Below are 23,033 nucleotides of genomic sequence, written 5' to 3' on the forward strand. Positions count from 1 at the left end.
TTCGTAAACTGAGGCGACGGTGTGGGAGAGTTCAAACTCGAGTATTTGTGGGCATGCCTCGCCGGCACCTCGCGATCCAGAGAGAGCACTCTCAACTTCCCCTCTCACAGAGTCCTGGGCGAGCCGGACCCACCCCGGCACGACGGGGTCAATTCTCTCTGTGGCAAGAACGGGACCGAAACCTCCCCCGAGAGTTAGCACAAGCGCAAGCAACGCGCCGATGCTCGCGATGCAGATGGCTCTACCAAGGCAGTTCATGGGATGCCCTGAAGGGGCTGCATTTCAATGAGAGCCCAGACAACTCACGGGAAGATGGCACACCTGGGCGCTGCAAGCCGTACCATCAGTTAATTTAACCGAGTCGGTTGAGATGTCAATCGACATTGCCTGTCGCTCTGACGCGCTCCCTGCGTCAGGGTTCACTCCGTCTCGACGGATTTCGCGATCCTGCGCATACGCAGCGCGGACTCCTGGCGGTCATCCCCGCGCTGATCGCTGCGGGCTTGGGCAAGCCCTGATGCAGAAAGCGCATCAGGGCCACCCCTTGGCGTCTGTCGCGCAGAATCAGCGACCAGACGCAGGGCCACCTTGCCACAGACTACCATGTCGCTGGCTGGATCCCCGGTTGCGGAGGGTTAATTTCCACTGGCGCCACCGCCGCCTGAACATTATCCCATCCGGGGCCACCAGTGGCGCTGATCTGCACAATCCAACCCGTTTCGCGGGTCCGGGGTGTACATCCCGGAGCACCAATCCCAGCCATTGGTGGCCGGCGACCGGTCGCCGGGAAAGAAGCATATGCCAGCCGGTCCAAACATGAGAGGGATATATGCGAACCGCCCATGTGATGTTTCCGGCGATCGTCCTGCTTGCGGGCCTGATTGTCCCCACGTCAGTGCAGGCGGCAGTAATCTCGGGACGGATCACCGACGCCTCAAACGGCAACCCGGTGGTCTTTGCAGCCATCAAGATCGTCGAACTCGACAGGCAGTCGCATACCGACGCCGATGGTCGGTATGTCTTTAACGATCTGCCCGCCGGTCGTTACACCGTCGCCGTCTCGTTCGCCGGATACAGCGATTACGCCATCGGCGTGCTCGACCTCACGCAGGATGCGATCAAGACGCTCGACGCCGCCCTGCAACCCGACATGGCGCCGCTGTACGGCGGAAACCCAGCGGTTGCACCGTCGCTTTCACCTCGTGAAATGGACTCGCAATTCAGATTCTCGCTGCGTGAATTCCCGGTGCGTTTGAGCGATTTGCCGTTGCGGGGCTATGAGGACTTCGTGGCGATCCTGCCCGGAACAGTGCGTCGGCACTATTCCGCGCCCCTGCACGTCCGCGGCGGGCGCATCGAGGAGTTCGATTACAGGGTGGACGGTTTCCCGCAACAAGACCCGCTGACCGGCGAATCCTTCACCGCGATCAACGCCAATGCGATCGATGGGATCCGATTCCGCCCGGGATACCGTGATCCGTCGAACGGCTGGGCCATCTCGGGGCAGGCCGATGTCGCCAGCCGCGAGAGCTGGTCAACCGGCGGGGCCATCGAAGTCAGCACCGACAACTTCCACGGCGAGAAATCGGACTACGCCCTCTACGCCCTCGATCTCACCGGGCCGCTTGTTGCGTCCAGGCCCGAACGTCTGATATACACCGTCGCCGGCGAATACCGCACACGCGGCAATCGCGCCCCCGGCGAACCGGGGGATTGGAACTATCTGGGCGCCTGGCACACCAACCTGCGCTGGCGCCCGAACGGGCAGACAAGCGCCTTCCTCGGAACTGGTGGCTCCTACCGCGACTGGAAGTACACCCCGGGCGCCTGGACCTTCAATGCCGCGCATGCCCCGCGCGGAGTCGACGAGCACTACGCGGTCATGGGACGAGTCGAACATGCCTTCACATTTCGCACCCGTCTCTCGGCACAGGCCCAGTGGTTTTCCGCGCGCCACCGTCAGGGCGATGGTGTCTACTTCGACGATCTCTGGGCCTACGGACGGCCCGGACTGGGACCTTACTCCGACGCCACCAATCTTTACTACGCTTGGGACGACATGCTCCTTGATCCCGACAGTCTGGAAGCTGGCCGCCAGGTTCCCTGGCGCACGCCGGCCGTGGAGTCGACCATCACCGTGCCGCTCCCGAACGGTGGGTCACGGCAGCAGTCATTTGTCGTGCGCGGCGACGAGAGTTACCTCTGGGATGACTATCTGGAGCAGAAGGATTCCTACGTCGGCGGACGTATCGCGCTGGTGCACTCCCATGGACGCGATGCGCGCACGCAAGCCGGGTTGGAATTCCAGCGGCACACCGTGCGCTCCTACCAGAACATCTTCCCCAGCCGCATCTACCTGGGCGACGAGGGCGGGTTGGACGATATCAGCCGCTACGGGTTCGATGTCCTCGGCGAAGAGGACGGCAACGGTGCTCTCCATGTTGCGCCCCAGCCGCTGTTTCTGGCGGGCTTTGCTTCGCAGCACTGGGAATTCGGCGATCTGACCGTCGACGGCGGGTTGCGCTGGGATCATTTCGACTATGACACCCAAACGCTGCTTGATCCACACAGTCCGCTCGACCCCCACGATCTGCGAACTTATGCCGACACCGCCACCGGACTCAGCAACGAAGAACGCAATCGACTGCTCCAGGCATCCCAGGAACTGAACCCCGACGATCTTGCCGAAGCCGAGACGATCGGCCGCCTCTCGCCGCGTCTGTCGGCCAGTCTGCGCATCACCGACGAGGCCGCGCTGCACTTTCACGGCGGACGTTATATCCAAAGGCCGCCGCTGGAAGACATCTACCCCGACTATGGTTTCCTCGAGTACAAAGTGCGCACCGGCGGCTACGCGTTTGTCTTCCCGAATCCCTCGCTATCGCCGACCGAAGTGGTCACTGTCGATGCCGGCTGGCAACAGCGGCTGCATGATCGCATCGATTTCGGACTGACACTCTTCCACAAGGACTACGATCACATCGCCGGCGCGGAGACTATTGCCGCCACCCCCAACGGCTTTAGCATGATGCAGGATCAGGGCAGCGCGACCGCGCGCGGGATCGAGGCGGAAATCGGCGTCCGAAGCCAACGCGGCATGACGGCGCAACTCCACTACACCTACACCGACATCAGCGACGACGAATCCTACGCCAACACCCAATCGAACATTGCCTGGACGAGCGCGCCGGTCCGTCTGGCCGGGCCGTTCACCTTCGAACAGGAACACCGGCTGGTCGGCATCCTCGATCTGCGCACCGGACCCAATGCCGGGCCGCGGCTCGGCGATTGGCATCTCTTCGAGAACGCCGGCGTCACGTTTCTCGGCGACTTCGGTTCCGGATTCCCGTATTCGCCGACGCGGGTCCACTCGGAACTGTTTCTGGGCTTCCCTTCCATGTCGGTTCCCACCGGTCCGATTGGCTCGGAACGGACCCCATCGACCGCCCGTGTCGATCTGCGCGCCAACAAGACCTTCGCGCTGCGCGGCGCCGCGGTCGAGATCTACCTGTGGGTCATCAACCTCTTCGATCGCGAGAATGCCGTCGATGTGTACTCCGGCACCGGCGAGCCTGATAACACCGGCTGGCTGGGAACACCCGATGGCCGGCAATTCGCCGACAACTTCGCCGAGATTCACGATGCCTCATTTTTGAGCGGCGAGCAGAAGTACCGCCTGCGCCAGAACGACCCGGCAAATCTCGACATCCCGCGGCAGATCCGCGTCGGCATGCGCCTGGGGTTTTGAACGCCACATCGCACAGATCGGTCGTTCGCCGGGGGCCGCCCTCGCGATTCCGGATGTAATGCGCCGTCTTTGTGCTTGCTGAATTCGGGGAAGGTCGTTACTTCCGGGCAATTGCACACATCCGGAGGTCCCATGGCCGAACATGATGACCGTTTGCGACGGATCGAAGAGCGCTTAAGCGCGATCGAGGCGCGTCTGGGTATTTCCCCCTCCGCACCACCAACGGCCCCGCCGACACCCACCCCCCTGCCGGTCGCGCCACGGCCGCAGCCATCTTCTCTCCCCCGGCCCGCCCCCTCCGGAGTCGGCATCTCGGCCACCACGGTGCTGGGTTGGGGCGGGGTGGCAGCTCTGGTGCTGGCCGCCGCCTATTTGATTCGGCTGGCCATCGATTCCGGCTGGCTCACACCGGAACGCCAAGTCGGGATGGCCGGAGTCTTCGGGATGGCGCTGATCGTCGCAGGGTTGTTGATGCGGGAAGGATATCGCCGCTACGGCAGTCTCTTGCCCGCTGGCGGAATTGCGGTGCTCTTTCTCACTGTCTATGGCGCCCATCTCTACCACAAACTGATCGGGCCGATGCCGGCCGCGGTCGGAGTGGTGGTCATCTGCCTCGGAGCGCTGGCGCTGCGCGAGCATTACAAGAACGAACTCTACACCTTCTTCGCGGTCGTTGGCTCCTACACCGGGCCGTACTTCCTCCATGCGCTGGCGGCGCGTCCCCTGGACCTGGTGATCTATTTCGCCGCGTGGGATCTGCTCTTTTGCGGCTATGCGCTGCGCGCCGGATGGCGCTCGGTCTACCTGCTTTCCGCCTACCTCGCCTTTGTCGTCTTCGACGCATCGTGGCGCATGGCCGAGCATGCCGATTGGGTCTGGGCCGCCGGTTTTCAGGCGGCGCAGTTCGTCATCTTCCTGGCCGCGACCATCCTCTATTCGGTGCGGCATCGCGCGCCGCTCAAAGAGCACGAAGCGACCCTGCATTTGCCGCCGCTGCTGTTCTTCTATGCGATGGAATACGCCATCCTCGGGCGCTACATCCCTGATGCCGCTCCCTGGCTGGCGCTGGCCAGCGTGGCCGCCCTCTGGATCGGTTACCTGATTGCGCGGCAGCGCCTGGACGATGACGCCAAAGCCGGCGAGCAGGTGGTGGCGACCTATGCCGCCATCGCGCTCTTCCACGCCGGGTATATCGAATTGGTCCCCGATGGCTGGGGCGCGTTCACCGGCCTGATCGCGGCGGCGGTCTTTGCTGTGGTGGCGTCGCGCGCATCCAATTGGATCCGTCGCCTCTGGCCGCTGGCCGTCGCTTTCGCAATCGTCGCCTTCCTCGGCTATGCCCGTCTGGCCATCGGCGGACAACTGCATGAAGTGGTCGCCTGGCGCGTGCTGATCCCGCTATATGCCGCCGTGCTCTATGCCGCGTACTGGATCCTGCGCGGACGCGACACACAGCGCCTGCCCGCGCTCGCCAGTCTCTATTTCGCCCACCTGATCGTCATGGCCGGCGCGGTGCACTTCACCGACAGCCGCTTTGTCGTGTCGATTGTCTGGGGACTGCTCGCGGTCGCGGCGCTGGTGATCTCGATGACCACCGGCGACCGACGCCTGGGGCGGTCATCGCTTCTGGTCTTCGCCGCCTTTGCCGCCAAGGTCCTGCTCTTCGATTTGTCGGGAACGGCGCCGTTGGTGCGGATCGGATGCCTGGTGGTGTTGGGGGTGACACTATATGTCGGCGGCCTGCTATATCAACGGATCGATACAAAACCCAGTTGATATGGTCAGGGAAGGCAGACAACAATGGCCACGGCGCCGCTCATGGTCCAAAGAATCGCGCGCGGCCAGTTGCCGCGCACCAGTGGCGCGGTCGATCCCGGATTCCATCCCTGACTGAATCGGCGGTGCGCGGCACTCGAACGAAACCGGGGGTCATCCGCATGAACACCGGTGGCAACGCGCCCGCCAGAGTGAGAGCTCCGGGCCGAAGCGCGACCGTCGGGCCCCTGCCATCATCGCAAAGACTCCGACGGACATCACCAGGGACCCGATGCGTCGCGCCAGACGCCGGCGCAGGGCCCTGCCCTGACGGTCGGCCGCATGCGACTACAGAGGATAGTGGACCACCTGGATGACCCGGATGAGCCCGACCATGAACCAAGTTGCCGCCGGATGCGCCATGGACGGCGTTTTCGTCATCGTCCCAGTTGGTGGCGCAACGACTCTTCGAGGTCGGTGTGGCGGAAGTGGTAGGAGCTGGCCTGCAGTTTTTCCGGCCGGACACGCGCCGAGTACAACAGCAGTTCATCGGCCATCTCGCCCAGCGCCAGACGCGCCACCGGCGCCGGCAACGGGAAGACCGCCGGACGCGACAACACGCGGGCCAATGTCCGCGTGAACTCGCGGTTGGTCACCGGATTCGGCGACACCACATTGACCGGGCCGCCCAAACTCTGGTTCAGCAGCGCATGGCGGATGGCGCCGATCACATCATCGATGTCGACCCAGCACCAGTACTGCCGTCCCGATCCGATCACCCCACCCAGGCCGAGCTTGAACGGCAGGAGCATCCGCTGCAACGCGCCGCCGCGCGGCGTCAGGATGATGCCGAAGCGGAGGTTGACCACCCGGATCCCCTTCGCCGCCGCGGGGGCGGTCGCCGCTTCCCACTCACGGACCACATCGGCAAGGAACCCTTTACCGGGGGCGGACGATTCGGTCAACCACTCTTCGCCGCGGTCGCCATAGAACCCAACCGCCGAGGCCACCGCCAACGTGGGCGGCGGATTCGGCATCTTGGCCAATTGCTCGCAGAGCGCATGGGTCGGCCCCACGCGGCTGTCGCGGATCAACCGCTTGCGTGCGGCCGTCCAACGCCCCGCGCCAATGTTCTCCCCCGCGAGGTGAACGATCGCGTCCGCGCCGGCCAGCGCCGATTCGTCGATCGCGCCGGTCTGCGGATCCCACGTGGGCCCTCTGACATCCCGGCCCGCGCGTCGCAACCCCACAACTCCGTGCCCGTCAGCCGTCAAGGTGGGCGACAGAATCGACCCAATCATCCCGGAGGCCCCGGTCAACAGCACTTTCATCGCTCCAACCCCTTTCTGCCGCCGGTATACGGCCAGACTATCGCCGGTGATTCGGTGCCGATGACGAAAGAGTCGCTTAATTGCCGGCGCGCCGTTCGTCAGACAAAAAAGTCCCCAAGCGTTCCCAACGGAAGAACATATTCGATCCAATCCTCCCGCATTGGACCATCCCTGCCCGGCGCCGGCTCGCAATGCCGCCCGGACGGCCGGCATGGAAACAGCCCGTGCCGCACGATATCGACAACTGCCGCCCGGTTCGATGTCGCTGTGCCGCAACAACCAGCGCGACCGCAGCAGATCGCGCCGGGTTGCGCATGGAGCACTTCAATAACTAACGGTAACCGAAGACCTCGGCCCAGATGATCAGCATGATCAGACTCAATCCCAGCGACAGGGCGATCCAGCCGAACACCTTCATCCCCTTGACCACCACCGGCGGCAGGGGCTCGGCCAGATGCTTTTTCAACTGGCGGGTGCGCACCAGTTCGGCGAACTCGCGCGGACGGTCCATGCGGAATTCCTGGATCGAAACCCGTCCGGTGAAGATCACCGTGTCCATCGGGAACTTGTCGGGACGGAAGTGCGTGTTGAAGAAGTGCACGGTGAAGATAAAGCCCACCGCCAGCAGCGCCTCGTCCGAGTGGATGATGGTCGCCACGTTGATGAACCACCCTGGCAAGAAGCGGGTGAAGAACTCGGGGAACCAGAGCATGAGGCCGGTGGAACCGATCACCACCACGCCCCAGAAGACCGCGAAGTAATCGAACTTTTCCCAATAGGTCCAACGGCCATACTGCGGACGCGGCCCGCGTCCGATGAACCATTTCAGCGTCGCCTTCAAATCGACCCAGTCGTTCTTGTTCGGCAGCATGGAATCCTTGTCAAGCAAGAATGCCTTCCAGGACTTGCGACTCTCCTTGCGACGTTGCCAGAGATCGTGCAAATGCATGCCAAAGTAGCTGAACGTGATCACGGCGCAGACGCGGTGGATAAACGACGCCGACTCAAATCCCCCCAGCACGCTGGAGAGAAACCGCGCCCATCCGAGGTACGAGAACTTCAGCGTCATGCCCGTCAGCGCCAGACCGAGGAAGCTGATCACGACCAGGATGTGCAACTGCCGCTGGCGGCGGGTGAAGCGCTTGAACTCGAGACGGTACGGTTTGGCCTGGTGTTTCTTGTGCTGCTTCATCGCCTGGAACGAGCGCGGCAGCCACATCAGAGTGTGGGTCCCCGCCAGGGTCAGAGTGCCGATCAGCAGCGAACTCATAAACCAGAAGGTGTAATACAGGATCGGGTACTTGTCCTTGTCGTGGTGGGTCGCGTGGGTCAGGTACCCGGCGAAGCGGCGGTTCGATCCGGGGTGGCACTGGGCGCAGGTCCGCACAATGTTGGCCCGCGACAGATGCGATTTCGGGTCGCTGGGCGGAAGAATGTCATGTGAGCCGTGGCAGTCGTAGCACTTGGCCGCCACCGTCGATCCCAGCTTCGACACCTTGCCATGCATCGTCTCGAAGTAGCTCTCGGTGACATCCTTGTGGCACTCGCCGCACTGATCGGTGATGGCCAGCTTGAATCCTTCTTCGCCGGTCCGTGTGATCGTGTGCGAGGAGTGGCAATCGATGCAGGAGGGGAGCTTCTTGTCGCTCTCGGAGACGGTGGCCGAATGGATGCTGCGCGCGAACTTCTCGAAGATGCCGTTGTGGCAGCGCGCGCAGGTCTTCGGGACATTTTCGTGATTGACGCTGGACTGCGGATCGTCCCGGGGCAGGACATGGTGCGCCGTGTGGCAATCGGTGCACATCGCGGTGACCACCAACCCGCTCTGCAAAAGCCCCTTGCCGTGAATGCTCTCGGTATAGTGTTCGATGATGTCGTGCTGGGTGCCGGTGTAGCGGACCGCCGCCTTTTGCCCTTCGCGATGGCAGTCGGCGCAAAGCGCCGGCACGTTGATCGGGAAGGTTCTTGACTTCGGGTCGCGCCGATCGCGCACGCCGTGCGTGCCGTGGCAATCGGTGCAGGTGGGCGCGTTGGGGTCGCCCCGGTCAATCAACTGGCCATGGGTGCTGGTGGCATAGATCGAGTCCACCTGCGCATGACAGATCCCGCAATCGACCCGCGCCGCGACCGTGGCGCACGGCCGCTCGGTTGCCGAGCGCGTCGCCCCGGTGTGGCACTGCGCGCAGGCCACCTTCGAGCGATGGTGAATCGACGCGCTGAATTCGGTGGAGTCGACAAACAGCGACACCGTGTCGCCATCCCGCTGCATCACCAGTTCCGGGCGTCGATGGCAGGACATGCACTCGGCGTCGGAAATGCTCTCCTCATAGACCAGCCGCCGCGTCCGGTGCGGCTCGTGGCAATCGATGCAGACCGGGATCTTGTGCGGTTCCTTCTCCCACAATTCCCCGCGGATGACCTTGGCATGCACATCCTCGATGCGACCATGGCACTTCTGGCAGGTGCCTGGGATCTTGCTGGCGTGGATGCTGGAAGCCGGATCGGTGTGCGGGAGCACATTGTGCGCCGTGTGACAGTCGGTGCACACCGCCGAGACCGTCAACCCCTTCTGGTAGAGCCCTTCGCCGTGCACGCCGAACGAGTAGTGGGTCTGGATTGAATCCAGCGGGATGTCGTAGGTCTGGCTGACCGGGGTGCCTTCCTTATGGCACCGTCCGCACATAAAGGGTATCTGGAATTTGGTGACACGCGAGTTCGGCTGGGTGTGCGCCACGATGTCATGGGAGCCGTGGCAATCCCAGCAACGCGGCGCCAGCGGCGCACCCGAGGCCGCCAAACGGCCGTGTATGCTCCTGCCATAAACCGCGGCGACATCCTCATGGCAGAGCCCGCAATCGACCGGCGCCAGCTTGGGCTTGTGCGGGAATTCGGCACCGGACAGATCGGCATGGCAATCCACGCATTCCAGCGCCCCATGCACCGATGCCTCAAAACTCGCCAGGATGACGGTGACCCGACGGCCCGTCCGCTCAGAGACCAGCGTCGGGTCCTCATGGCACATCATACAGTCGTCGGTCGTCTGTGCCGACAGCCGCGCCGGCGCCGCCAACAGCAGCGCCAGAATCAACTGCGCGATGGTCGGCCAACGGCGCACTATCTGGCCTCGCTGTCCCGGGCGGCCGGCAGATCGCTCGACAAGTGTTGGTGCTCGTCGCCGGATGCCTTGGGCAGCGACGGGTCCCGCGGATGCTCATGCCGGTAAACATCCTCCGGCATCTTGCCGGTGTACCACGCCGGGTTCATCGGGTACACCGCCGGATTGAACACCGTGGAGTACATGTGCCAGATCAGAATGGCCAGCGTGGCCAGCCATGCCTCGTAATAGTGAATGACCAGCATGACATCGAGGAAGCCCTTCGGGAAGAGATTCACAGCGATCGACTCCTCCCACATGAAGAATCCCGTGATCGCCATGATGATCGTGCCCCAGACCAGCGCCCAATACTCGACCTTCTCGACGTAGCTGAAGCGTCCAAATTGCGGGCGCTGTGCGCTACGGCCGAGGTTGTAGGCCAGCATCTGCTTGAATTCGGTGAAGTCGGACTTGCGCGGCATGATGTCAACGAGGAAGGCCCGCCCGCGGCGACCGAGCAGATAACCCACATGCCACAACGCGGTCAGGATGAACAGAACCGCCGCCACGCGGTGGATCGTGCCTCGCAGCGGAAATCCGCCTTCGCGGCCAAACAGCAATTGCGCCCACCAGGATTCGGAAAATCGCAACGCGAATCCGGTGATGACCAGCACGATGAAGGTGATCATCAGAAAGGTGTGCTGCCAGACTTCGTTGTAGTTCATCCGCACAATCTGCTTTTTCAGGTTGACCAGGTGAATCTGCTTGCGCAGATCGATCAGCCAATGCAGCGCCATGCCGCCGATCACCACGGCGATGATGACGATGTAGATGTTCTTGATGAGGCCGGCCAGCGGAGTGCTGCTCACCCCCGGCGCGCCGTGAATCGGCACCGCGGCGGCCGCCGCCGAGATCCCCGGATGGCAGAGCCCGCACGTCTTCTGCAGGTTGCTGGGATGGATCGAGGAGGTCGTGTCACTCGATGGCAGGATGCGATGGCCGCCGTGACACGAGGCGCAGTTGGCCACCGTGACGTCGCCCGTCTTGCTCTTGAGACCATGGTAACTATCGACAAACGATTTCAACCGTCCGGTCGGGACACCATACTTCTCGTTCAGTCGCGCCGACTCATGGCAAGGCGAACAAGTGGCCTCGGCCACGCGGTTGGGACTGACCGGCGAACGCGGGTCGCGCAGCGGCAGAATGCCATGCTCACCGTGGCAATCGGTGCAGACCGGCGAATCGGTCTCGCCCCGCAGTGTCAGTTCGCCGTGAATCCCTTCCCAGTAATCCTGCTCGACGTTGCGGTGACACTTGCCGCAGGTCTTGGGAATATTGAAGTGATTGATGGACGATTCGACGTTGCCGGGCGGCAGGATGCGGTGGGCGGTGCCGCCGGTGGAGTGGCAGTCGTTGCAGGTCGCCGCCAGGTGCACTCCCGCGGTCGAAGCGCGACCATGAACGCTGCTTTTGAACAGCTCCACCGGCCGTTCCAGCGGGATGGCATGCTTCTTGACCAGATCGAGATTTTCATGGCAGCGGCCGCAGGTCTTCGGAAGGTTGATTGGATTGACGTGCGAGTTTCGATCCGAGGATGCGAGGATGTCGTGGGTGCCGTGGCAGTCGACGCAGGCCGGGATGTCCTCGCCCACGCCGACCTTCAGCCGGCCATGCCACTGGTAGATCGATGCCTCTTCCTCGTGGCAGGAGCCGCAGTGAACGGTGGCCAACGACTCAGCGTGCGGGAACTCGGCAACCCCGGCCAAATCGGCGTGGCAGTTGACGCATTCCAGGCCCGCGTGCGCCGAGGCGCCCAGATGGGCGTCGGTCACCACCATCGAGTCGGCGCGCGCCCCGTAGTCCTCAAACAGATCGCGCGTGCCATGGCACTCGCGGCACGCGGCGTCGTCCGCCCGCGACGGCACAAAACTCAACAGGATCAGAACGGCGCTCAACCAGAGAATGCGGAGCGCCCGCGCGCTTGTGTCTGTGCGTTTCATGGCATCGGACATGGCTTGCCTCGTCTGCGGAACGCGTTGGGGTTCCACTCACAAATCGTACGCGGCCGTGTCCGGATTGTCAACGTTCGGACACGACTCTCTGACAGCCCGACTGTGAAGCGGACTGTATTTTGTCAGGAATGAGATGTCAAAACCCTAGCGACGCGGTAGGGTTTCAATCGTCGGCGTCGGGTTTTCCTCTTCCATGGCCAGGAGTTCGTGGCAGGTTCCGCAATCCTGCGAGATGGTGGCGCCGTCTTTCGACGTGTGCGCCTCATCATGGCAGCGGAAGCAGCCGTTGGCCTGGGTGTGGCCGATCTGGGTGCGGTAGGTGCCCCAGGTGATGTTCATGCTTGGGAAGATGTTGCGCAGATAGATATCGGCAAGCGTGGCGGCGGCGCGTTCGATGTCGGCGGAGCGTCCCGCTGCCACATCGGGGCAGTTTTGTGTGTAGAAATCCTTCAGCCCCGCCTTGATGCGCGTTTCCGCCTCGTCGCGAGACGGATACGGCTCGGTGAGCAGACGCACGCTCTCGCGTTTGACATACGGAAGATCGGCGGCGATCTCGCCGGAGGACATCGACTGGTCGACCGCCACCTCCGGCACTTCGAAGACGTGCGACGGCCGGTTGTGGCAATCCATGCAGTCCATGGTCCGCCGCGGCATGGCGCGCAGTTCTTCGAGAGAGTACGGACTGTCGTCGGCGACATACTCGACTTCGCTGCTGTCGGAGCGCACCAACCGCACATAGGGGATCGTGTCGCGCTGATGGTCGATGGCCACATACTCCACCCGGTGCGAGAAACTGGTGTGCCAGTGGATGCCTTCGGCCGCGCCCCCCGGCAAACCGCCGCCCGTTTTCATGAGGAGGACATTCTTCAACGGCGTATTCGACTCGTCGGGCGAATAGTGGGTGTTGACCAGCAGTTTGGAGCCATGGAACTTCTCCGGCCAGTGGCAATGCTCGCAGGTCTCGCGCGCCGGACGCAGGTTCTCCACCGGCGTCGGAATTGGGCGGTCGTAGGTCTTCAGCATCACCGCGAACACCTGACGTGTGCCCGACAACTTGGAGCGGACAAACCAGTCGGCGCCCTCGCCGATATGGCAATCAACGCACCGCACCCGCGCATGCGGCGAACGGCGATAGGAGGTCAATTCCGGCATCATCACCGAATGGCAGACTTCGCCGCAGAAGGTGGTGGTGTCCATAAACATCAGACTCTCGTAGGCCGCCGCCGCCATAAACGAGAGCACCAGCGCCGCGGTCATACTCAACATCAGGATCCGCCGGCGCGTCGAGGCCTTGTCGAGATCGATCTCGACTTTGATCAACCCGGCCGCGGTCCCGCGCGCCGCCGCGCGCTTGCGCTCCCAGGCCTTGCCGACCGGTATCAGGATGATGCCGAAGGTGGCGACCATCGGCAGAATCAGGAAGGCCACCACGCCGATGTACGGATTGAACTCGAAGCCGATCCAGTCGGCCACCAGTACGAAGGCCACCAGGACGAGGCAGACCGCAAAGATCACAAGCCCCGCGAAACTGATAAAGTTGCTGGTCAACGAACTGAGCTTCATTCCCCTACTCCCCGTTTCCATCGCCCTGTGGTCCGGCCCGCGTCGCAGACCCATGCCCAAACGTAGCGGCCCGGACGCGCCCAGTCAATGCGCGCCGGTGGATTGCTGACAAATGTTGAGGGGATTTGACGCGGCCCGTTGACCCACACAGAGATTAATCGCCTCTACTTGAGGAGCGACATCTTCCCGGCTGTGGTGTTTTCGCCAGCCTGGATCCTGTACAAGTAGGTTCCGCTCGGGACTGGATGCCCTGAGTCGTCTCGACCCTCCCACACTATCTCATGCATGCCAGATTCCTGCAGACCCTCGCGAAGCACACTTACCCGCTGTCCGAGAACATTATAGACCTCTATCGTGACTAACATACTGTGGTACAGGCGGTATGCGATCGTGGTGCTCGCGTTGAAAGGATTTGGATAGTTTCCGAGTAGCTGGCACCCCGTCTCGGCGGGAGGACTTGCAAGAACCGGCTCATAGCGGCCCTCCGCCTTTACTATGAGGCTTCGCCTGGATGACGGAGTGATGACTTCGGGCAGTTTAAAGGAAAACGTCGCAACATCTCCGTTTCGAAGCAGAGTCACCCCCTGGCCAAGTGATTGGTCGGTCATCCCTGAGCTGACCTGCCCGCGAGTAATTCGGACCGATGTCGGTTCCAGCCTGTCTATCGTAGGTTGGATTGGCAATATTGCATACAAGGGGAGATAGTCCACTTCGTACGCCCCGACCCACGCCACACGTACACGTGTAAGCCCTTCCGCGCCTACCGGCTGATCCAGCACGAAATACTGCACACTTGCATTCACTCTGGAAGGAGGCAATGGCAACTGAGTCCATGATCCCTCCGATGTCAACTGCTCCACGCGCAACTCTGCGGATGGACTCAGTGGCGATCCTGGCTTCGTGACCGGGCATCCCCCTTTCTGGGCTGATTGGGCAGCAATGACCCCTCCAAGTGCACGAAAACACAGTACAAGCGAACCCGAGGAGTGTGCTTGGAAATAACGGCCGTCCTCTGCTATCACATCAGGCAGTCGATCTGCGCCAGTTTCATCGACCGCCGATGTGGGCGACAAAGCTCCCGCTGCGCAGATCACGATCTTCCCCGTCGCATCGGATGCCAGCTTTGTCTGAGCTGGGTGCTCGACGGCCAACAATTCAATTGAGTTCAGATACGTAACTTCATCCTCAAGCTCGCGAAGCTGGAGAACCAGTTCTCGTTGGGTGACAGGGACCGGAGTCGCGATTTGGTAGTGATCGGTTACAGTTGCCTGGTAGCCAAACAACTCGCAGCCTGTAAGCAACGGATTCTCCTGAATGTAATCCCCTCCGACTTCTACGAACAGCACCGGGCACGACGGGTTTCCTCCGCCACTGGTGAACTTCTGGAAGGAACGCGCCTCCGACCACCGACTCCAAATGCCTAACTCTGGGTCACCGACAGCATTGAACTTCTGCCGCGCACGCCAGTACCACACGCCATCCGCCAGGCCCGGTGACACATTCCAGTGGGACGATTCCAAGTCCGTGGACGTCATGGTCGGGAGCGAGAACGCCACGTCATCGTCAACCTGCACGCCGTAGGTGAAGTACTGCTGTGGGCTACTAGTCTCGCCGTCAGTCCAATCCAGCAGAGGGGTCGCCGAACTTGTTCTGCTGCCATCTGGTGGGGTGAGCAGAATCGGAGCAGGCCCGCAGCCCACCCCCTTCGCCCCCTTCCCGACGCATGGTGATTCCCACGACAGCGAGTAATCGCTGCCCTCGAAGTCGCAATAGATAGGATCCAGTGCGGTGAGAGTTCCTCCCGGAACTTGTTGCACGACGCCTGCCGGGTTGAAATCTCCAAGTGCATTCTGCCAGAAATTGCAGTCAACGGCACCCCAAGTCGGGTAGCCAGTCTTACACATTGCATATGTTAGATTGTTCGTGAGAATCTCATTCTCAACGGTAATCCACGCGCCGGGCTCGGAATAGTCTTCCTCGCTCCCCATTACGCAGGGGAATCGCGCTGTCGTAGAGCAGTCATTCATCACATAAGTGTTGTTGTGCACATGCGTCGTCCCGCTGGTTTGAATTAGCCAGACAGCGCCGCCGGAATTACTCGAAGAGTTCCCTACAAACGTGTTGAATGCCAATTCTACCTCTATAGTCGAGGTTTCGAGGCCATTGACAACGCAGACAGCTCCACCCTTCCCATAGCAATAGTTGTTGAGGAAAAGATTGCCCCTCACTTCCCCTCCCGATTGCAGGAAGAGAATGGCGCCGCCCCACAAACTGCCGCTGCACTCCTGGAAGCGGCTGTCGTATATCTTGGGGTATGAAAGCTCGCCCGTCACATGAATCGGAGCGCAATCAATGAAGTAACAGCTGTCAACCAAGGGTGAGGAATTCTTGATTCTCATTCCCCCGCTGCCTTGAACGGTAAAGCCCCGGATAACGGAGCCGTCGGGTTCGTGGTTTTCAAGAACGAACGCAGTCTCGTTCGAGACCGTAATAATAGTTGAAGAAGCACCGGCTGACGACATCACAACCAGCCGTTTGCCTCCAAAGTCGATGTTGTTGCCCGTGGTCACTGAATAAGCGCCGGGCGCGACCAGCACTGTATCGCAGACCTTGGCTGCGTCTACCGCCTCTTGAATCGATGCGTAGTCCTGAGGTACGAGAATCGTGCGTGATCCTGTAAGACCGCACGCGTATCTGTGTTGCAAAACGTACCACATCTTTGCGATCTGCATTGGAGAGAACTCATCCATGCACGTCCAGACGGAGTACGACATGATGTTTCGGACAGGAGGCGCATATGGTGTTGGGCCGCATGCCGCCGGAGCCGCGTCCGAGCCGTCATACTCACAATTGGGTGGCTGAGAGACTTTACCTAGCAGCATTGGGTCCGCAGGCGTGTCGCAGAGGAAATCGCCTGCGGTCGCGCAATTGCTCCCATCCGGGCACTCTTTGACACCTCCGCAAAGCGTGTTGCAAGGGCCATGCGTATGAGAGAGCCCAAAGAAATGCCCCATCTCATGCGCAAAAACACTAGGATACCTCGGTGACGCTGCGAGTCTGCTCTCATGAAAAATGTACTCGCGGTACGGATACGCGTCACCCTCTCTGAGCGTTGGCGTCCACAAGACGTTGATTACATCCTGCACAATTGTGCCTGCCGCTCGGTCATAGATAAGTGCAGGGTCGTCGCTATGGTAAGCAAGGTCGTCATCAATGTAATTGACATCGCCATACTGATAAAACTGGAAACCAACTTGTACGAAGGCAGTATTCAGGTAATTCAATGCGACCGACAAATCTACTTCTTCCAGCCCCCCGGACCCGTCCGAGCGCCGAATCACATGGAATGTGACAGGCAGAGTGACCGCACCTGCGGTTTGTGGCGCCCAAGGGTAGTCCCATCCCTTCGCGACGCGCTCTTGTTCAAACTCTATGTCCGATTGCGGCGTTATAGCCCCGCACTGGAACTCCTGCGCGCCAGCGGATTGGCCGCTGCCGAGCATGAGACAGATCGTGATGGCACTCAGCATGAATAAACGCCGCATAACAGCCTCCACTTTTGGATTCTCCTGACATCACACGAAGGCCCTTTGATCGGACAATACCGCGTTACTGACAACGCTGAACTCGCTATTCCCCTGCGCCTCACATCACTCCGTGCCACAATCACGAATGATTGCGATTCCATTGACCTGTTCCTCACTTCGACCGCAACCAACAAGTGCTCGCGGGCAAGCAAAGCGTTCGTCAGCCGCCGTCGTATCCACGTAAGCCATCATGCGGGTGTCCCTCCACACAGCTAGCGGCGACTTGGCTATCTGCTCGTAGCATGAACTGCAAGTGTGGAATCCTTTTGTGCTGCGTGGCACACCCGCGCCCCAATGTCCGACGCGAGCGCTCAGTGTCTGTACTGGTGACAGAATCAAGTCTTATAGCGAGGATGTCAAGCGCTTTTTGCAACCACTCAATCCGGGATACATGCGAATTGCAAAACGGGCTGTCCGCGAGGACAGCCCGTCCGAACCAGTGCGTCCAGTTCAATTCGTTGCTAAGTCAATGAGACATTACCCAAGCTTTCGTCGCTGCCAGCACGGATTCAGCATACTTCTTGTTATGAACTCCCCTGCTCTTATCGTGCCGAAGCAAGAGGTAGTTCAAGACCGCACCCCTTGGCTCGCCGGGCGGTGGCGCCCCCGCTCCGCGCGAGGCATACTCCCTATCCGCTGAAAGCCACCCTCGATCCGCCAGCAAGTCACCCAACTCGCTCAACTCCTGTTCAAACGAGTCTTGATATTCTCTCGTTAGTCGCGTCGCAGTCGTGTCGCTGGCCCATCCATGACATGAGCAGCCCTTGGAGTTTATGATCACCTTGCCACCTGATTCATAGTTGATTGCGAAGCTATGTCCGCCGGCGATCACGTTATCGGGTAGTTCTGCCATGTGGCATTCGACGCACCCGTCGGCAATCGCGCGGTGGGCCGCATCGGCCTCGTAGATGATGTCCGGGAACTCATACGCACCCTGGCCGGACAGTACGTTGGCTTGTGGAGCGTAATGAGGGCCCCAGCGGGTGACAGTAATTGGATTTGGCGAGTCTACCGACGGGTCGGTTGGGCGCGCCTGATGGCAAACGGCGCATGTATTGCTCAAGCCTCGGTCATACTTACCGCCATAATTCAAGTCAATGGCAGCCGTAACGCGCAGGCTGAAGTCCGCGTAAGTGTGCGGGGCATGGCAGGCGAAGCAACTGATGTGCGATGATTCCTCCAGCGGCAGCTCCTCGCCGGTGGCGACATAGTGCTGGAACCCCTCGGTGGTGTGGCATTTCGAGCACGAGGGGCTGGCGTCGGTGCCGCGGCGGACATAAGTGTCGCTCATGTTATGCCCGGAGATCGCGTACTGATCCTGGATCGGCCGCAGGTAGTTGGCCATGGTGAAATCGTCGGTGTGACAGTCCATGCAGAGCGCCGTTCCGGGCGGCCCCGCCGGTCCCTCGTCTCCTTCGCAACTGGCCAGGCCCAGAAGCAGGCCGCATATCGCCAGTGGCGCCAGGGCTTTCAACCAGTTCCTCATGCTGTGCTCCTTTCCCCCGTTAACTGACAACTCACTTCGTGATCGCCATCATCAACAAACAACTCGTTGGTCAATCCGCGTCCCGCCCGTGGCACTTGCCGCAGAATCCCACACCCGGTGTCCGGCTGCCGTTCTCATGGCAGACAAAGCAGACGGCGTCGCGGTCATCGTGCCAGGATCCCTTGACATCCTGCAGGAATCCATCGGGATGCGGCGACACGATCGTGCGGTGGCACTGCAGGCACGACGGGTCGGCGCCGCTGGGCTCATGGCATCCGGCGCACACCTCGATGTCGCGCCGGGCAAAGTCGGCGTGGGTGTAGAACTTGAAGTCGGCCAGATCGTGCCAGACCGGACGATGACGGCTTGCATCGTTCTCCGGGTTGTGGCAGGCATTGCAGAACGACTCGGTTTCATGGCAGACGGCGCAATCCATCGTCTTGGCGCGCACATCGCTGCCGTGCGTCCAGCGGTAGTTGAGCGTGTGGGCGCGCTGCAAAAGCAGGATGTCGTTGCCTTCATGCGCCGGCGCCAGCGGCCCGAGGCGGTCAACCGGCGCGCCCTCCTTGTTGCGCACCGCCAGCCCGAGCGCCGCTCCCTCATGGCATTCGGAGCAGTAGCTCTCGCGGTGGCAGCTCTCGCAGGAACGGGCGTCGCCACGCGCCGCGATGGAGTGATCGAGCGTCCAATCGGCCACGTGGTCCTTCGGACGCAGCAACTGCACCTGCGAATGGCAGACGCCGCAATCGTCCTTCATCTCGCGCTCGTTGTGGCAATCGGTGCAGAGTTCCATCGGCGGCAGGGCCTCGGAGGGGGCCTTGGTGGCCGTCTCGACACCGGCATGGCAGGTGGCGCATTCCAACCCCTGCGCCATGTGCCTGGCATGGTCGAAAGTCAGTTCGCGCGGCGCGGTCGGCCACGGCGAGGAACCATCGGCCGGCACCGTCCAGTTGACCTCCGATGGCTCATGACAACCGTAGCAGTCCTCGACCTTCGGCAACAGCATGGTGACCGCCGTGGTGGCCGAGCCGGCCTCCTTGTGGCAATCCAGGCAGGCCGCTCCGACCTCCTCGATGTGCTTTTTATGATCGAAGGGGATGGTCGGCGTCTTGGAGCCGGTCGCAAGCGACGCGAAGATCATGCCTCCCGCCGCCATCACCATCATCGCTGTGAGTATCTGCCGTTTCATCGTCGCCCACCCTTCCGTGACGGGTCCGCCCGCAACCGCCGGCTCAACTTTGGCCGCCGAGACGGTTGAAGAACCACCAGGAGAATCGCGCGATCAGACGAAAATCCGATTCGTCCCCGGCAAACGTGGACATCGTCTTGATGTCCTGCGTAAGAAACTGCGCCTCCACGTCGAGGGTCGATTGCGGCATCCACTGCCAGCGCACCCCGCCCCAGATCGACGCTTCGATGTTCGCTTCGTCCTGTTCCTCGATCAGCTCATAGGAGGAGTAGTGCGATCCGCCGCGGACCGTCCAGCGGTCATTGAGCGGATACATGGCGTCGCCGGAAATTCCGATGGTCGATCCGGCGGCCCCGCCTTTGCCATGCAGCATCAGCGCGAAGTACCGGTGCGAGACACCCAGATCGAGGCGTTGCGAGTTATCCTCACCCAGTTCGACCAGCGCGCCGCCCACGGTCACCGTCCAGTCCCGATGGACGCGATAGAGAATGCGCAGACGCCCCTCGGTGAAGTCCGATTCGCCGAAGACCCAGAAGATCGAGTTGTAGGCGATGCTCGGACGGCGGAAGCGGAACTGTCCCTGCAGACTGACCTGCCGGGAAGCATCCCAACGCGCCGACAGATGCGCGCGCTGCAGACGCATGCGCGGCTCGTCGTAGATCAGATTGACGTAGAGCGAACCGAAGCGCGGGATCGAGCGGCGCCAGTCCAGCCCGAACTCGCGCGCCGCCAGATTGTCAACTTCGGTATCGCCGTAGTGCCGGATGCGGCGAATTTCATGGAAACTGAGGAACATCGTGCCGAGCGTCTGGCAACGCCGTCCCAGACGCGCCCCGACCGCGTGGCCCTCATCGAAATCGGCCGGCTTGAACCGCCCGTCCTCGGGCGCCAGCGAACCGACATAGCCGCCGACCTCCCAGCCCTTCCACACCCGGGCATCCGCCGAGGCGCCGTCGATGGCCAGCGACCGGGCGGGCCAGCTGATCCGGTGACGCCCCAGCGTGGCGTCGGCGGCCCCGGCGATCTTCCGCCAACGGGCGTACAGATCATAGACGCGGTAGTCGTCGACGTTGTCGCCCTGTCCGCGCGAATCGAAGCGCCCGCGCATGGTCGTTGCGATCTCGAGGTCCTGCTGCGCAATTCGTCCCAAACGCAGTCCGAGCGTGCCGCTGTTCTGCCAATGGCGCGTGTCGCTGGAATCCAGCTCACTGCGCTCCCAGAGATAACTGGACACACCAACCCGTCCGGAGAGAACGGCGGCTTCGGATAAACCGACGAAACCCAGAAATAGAACGAGGGCAACGGCGCAGAGCATGCGGTTCATCGGATTCCCCCTCGATTGAGTGACCCTGCCATCCACCGTCTTTTATCGGCGGCCCAAATCGGTCCGAGAACCAAGACCGGGCCAACAGTACACTTGTTGACAGAATCCGGCAACGATGAAAGCCGGCTTTTGTCAGACTGGCGCCGCGAATTGTGACAATCCGGCTTGAAGTTGTTCGGTTTGGACGGCGGCCGGATGCATGCGCAAGTGGCGCGCCGGCGTGGAAATGTATGACCGGCGCGGTCGTATTGCCATGCTGAATCGACAACACCCCGCCGCCCGGGGAGGCGCCGGCCCTTAGCAATTGCCGTTCAACAGTATCGCGGCGGTGCCGATACTACAAGAAGTGAGTTACCGCGCGGCGTCGCGCGACGAAACGGGGCAAACATGGGGCTGCAGGACACCGGACACATCGCCCTCCAGTCGGTCGATATCTTCGAAGGACTGCCGGACAACATGCTCGGCGCGATCCGTGGTTTCATGGACCGTCGCGATTGCCCGGCGGGAACGGTGCTGTTCTCCGAGGGCGAGCGCGCCGATGCGATCTACTTCGTGCGCAAAGGCACGGTGCAGATTCTTAAAACCAGCGGCGGCAAGTCGGAGGTACTGGCCACACGCGGACGCGGCGAAGTTATCGGCGAGATGGCCCTGTTCGACTCCACCCCGCGCTTTGCCACCGCCATCTGCGAAACGGATTGCCAGGTGTTTGTGCTCTCCCGCGCCCGATTCTTCGAGTTGTTGCCGCAGCACCCCAGCATCGCCGAACGCATCATGCGCATCATGAGCCAGCGCGTTCGCGAGGCCGACGTGCGGCGGCTGGAAACCCTGGAAGCCAAGACACGGGAGTTGGAGAACGCCCGCCTGCGCCTGGAAGCGTCGCTGCGCTACCGGGAGCGGGTGCTGGCCTGCGCGCCTTACCCGATCATCGTGACCGATCCGCAGAACCGGATCCAACTGGCCAATCATGCGGCCCAGCGCCTGTTCGGGCACCCAAGCCAGCGATCGTTCTGGGAGTGGCTGCAGCCGGCCGATCCCGGCGTGGTCGCCGAGGCGCGTGCGCGGCTGGAGGCCGGCGCGACGTGGAAATCGGAGCTCGAGCTGGAAGGCGTCGACGGCGATCAGATATTCTGCGTGGTGACGGCGGTGCCGATCGCCGACACGGGCGACGGACGCCCGGCGCGACTGTGGATTCTCGAGGATCAGACCGAGATGCGCGCGCTGCAATCGCGCGCTCTGGACCGCGAACGCCTCGCGCTCAAAGGCGAGATGGCCGGCGAAATTGCCCATGAGTTGAACAACTACCTGGCAGTCCTAATGGGCAATGTCGAGCTCCTGCCGATGTTTTTGGGCGGCGCGGTGCCGCCGCCGGCCGAACGCGCGCTCGCCAGCATCCAGCAGGCGCTTGCGCAGGTCGCGCTGTTCACCGACAATCTCCTGCGCTCGCGCCATCCGGCCGGCCAGAAGACCGAGATCCAACTCAATGAGTTCCTCGAAAATCAGATCGCCTTCCTCCGCCCGCAGAAACGGATGAAGAAGGCGGTCATTCAGACGCAGTGGGCCGAGGGCATCCCGCCGCTGGAGTGCGATGCGTCGGGGCTGCAACAGGTCTTCTACAACCTGATGCTTAACGCGGCCGATGCGCTGGCCGAGGGCGATCACAATCATCACACCATTTTTGTGTCGACCCACTACGACGCCGAGCGCGAATGCGCGATGCTGGTGGTGGAGGACGACGGCCCGGGGATTCCGCGAGACGTTCTGCCGCGCATGTTCAAGGAGCGCGTCTCCTCCAAGCCGACCGGCCACGGATTCGGTCTCCTGACAATCGCACGTATTATTCAGGAACACGGAGGCACGATCACCCCCGGCACCCGCGCCGGCGGCGGGGCCCGCTTTGTCATCACCTTGCCGCTCGGCCGGGGCGTTGAACCCTTGAGGTGACCG

Annotated in this window: 11 protein-coding genes; 3 read left to right on the top strand and 8 right to left on the bottom strand. The window is 61.9% G+C overall.

The window, feature by feature from the left end; translation table 11 throughout:
• Positions 1-829: 829 nt before the first annotated feature.
• Together VNN55_00900 and VNN55_00905 are read left to right on the top strand one after the other, a co-directional pair.
• Positions 830-3,748 (top strand): TonB-dependent receptor, encoded by a 2,919-nt coding sequence (locus tag VNN55_00900; protein HWO56103.1) that lies wholly within the window; start codon positions 830-832, stop codon positions 3,746-3,748.
• Between the two features lie 132 nt (positions 3,749-3,880).
• On the top strand, positions 3,881-5,524 hold the full coding sequence (locus VNN55_00905) for a DUF2339 domain-containing protein (GenBank protein ID HWO56104.1): 1,644 nt from the start codon (positions 3,881-3,883) through the stop codon (positions 5,522-5,524).
• A gap of 416 nt (positions 5,525-5,940) precedes the next feature.
• Here the strand turns inward: VNN55_00905 and VNN55_00910 are convergent, their stop codons facing one another.
• From VNN55_00910 to VNN55_00945, 8 genes are all read right to left on the bottom strand, one after another.
• Entirely contained in the window at positions 5,941-6,834 is an 894-nt protein-coding gene (locus tag VNN55_00910; protein ID HWO56105.1) for a TIGR01777 family oxidoreductase, read from the bottom strand.
• A 331-nt stretch (positions 6,835-7,165) separates the two neighbouring features.
• On the bottom strand, positions 7,166-9,949 hold the full coding sequence (locus VNN55_00915) for a cytochrome c3 family protein (protein ID HWO56106.1): 2,784 nt from the start codon (positions 9,947-9,949) through the stop codon (positions 7,166-7,168).
• Positions 9,949-11,940: a cytochrome b/b6 domain-containing protein gene (locus tag VNN55_00920; protein HWO56107.1), complete on the bottom strand. Its 1,992-nt coding sequence runs from the start codon at positions 11,938-11,940 to the stop codon at positions 9,949-9,951. Before VNN55_00920 ends, VNN55_00915 begins: the two co-directional genes overlap by 1 nt.
• Before the next feature lie 144 nt (positions 11,941-12,084).
• The gene (locus VNN55_00925; GenBank protein ID HWO56108.1) at positions 12,085-13,503 is read right to left on the bottom strand and encodes a NapC/NirT family cytochrome c; all 1,419 of its coding nucleotides are present in this window, start codon (positions 13,501-13,503) and stop codon (positions 12,085-12,087) included.
• A gap of 164 nt (positions 13,504-13,667) precedes the next feature.
• Positions 13,668-16,235, bottom strand: a complete 2,568-nt coding sequence (locus VNN55_00930) for a FlgD immunoglobulin-like domain containing protein (protein HWO56109.1) — start codon at positions 16,233-16,235, stop codon at positions 13,668-13,670.
• Between the two features lie 1,321 nt (positions 16,236-17,556).
• Positions 17,557-18,576, bottom strand: a complete 1,020-nt coding sequence (locus VNN55_00935; GenBank protein HWO56110.1) for a hypothetical protein — start codon at positions 18,574-18,576, stop codon at positions 17,557-17,559.
• 70 nt (positions 18,577-18,646) lie between these two features.
• Positions 18,647-19,765 (bottom strand): cytochrome c3 family protein, encoded by a 1,119-nt coding sequence (locus VNN55_00940; GenBank protein ID HWO56111.1) that lies wholly within the window; start codon positions 19,763-19,765, stop codon positions 18,647-18,649.
• A 43-nt stretch (positions 19,766-19,808) separates the two neighbouring features.
• Positions 19,809-21,089 (bottom strand): hypothetical protein, encoded by a 1,281-nt coding sequence (locus VNN55_00945; GenBank protein HWO56112.1) that lies wholly within the window; start codon positions 21,087-21,089, stop codon positions 19,809-19,811.
• A gap of 387 nt (positions 21,090-21,476) precedes the next feature.
• On the opposite strand from VNN55_00945, the gene VNN55_00950 reads away from it, so the two are divergent.
• Positions 21,477-23,030 (top strand): cyclic nucleotide-binding domain-containing protein, encoded by a 1,554-nt coding sequence (locus VNN55_00950; protein ID HWO56113.1) that lies wholly within the window; start codon positions 21,477-21,479, stop codon positions 23,028-23,030.
• Positions 23,031-23,033 lie beyond the last annotated feature (3 nt).

This window comes from bacterium (assembly GCA_035559435.1).
GTDB lineage: Bacteria > Zixibacteria > MSB-5A5 > WJJR01 > WJJR01 > JACQFV01.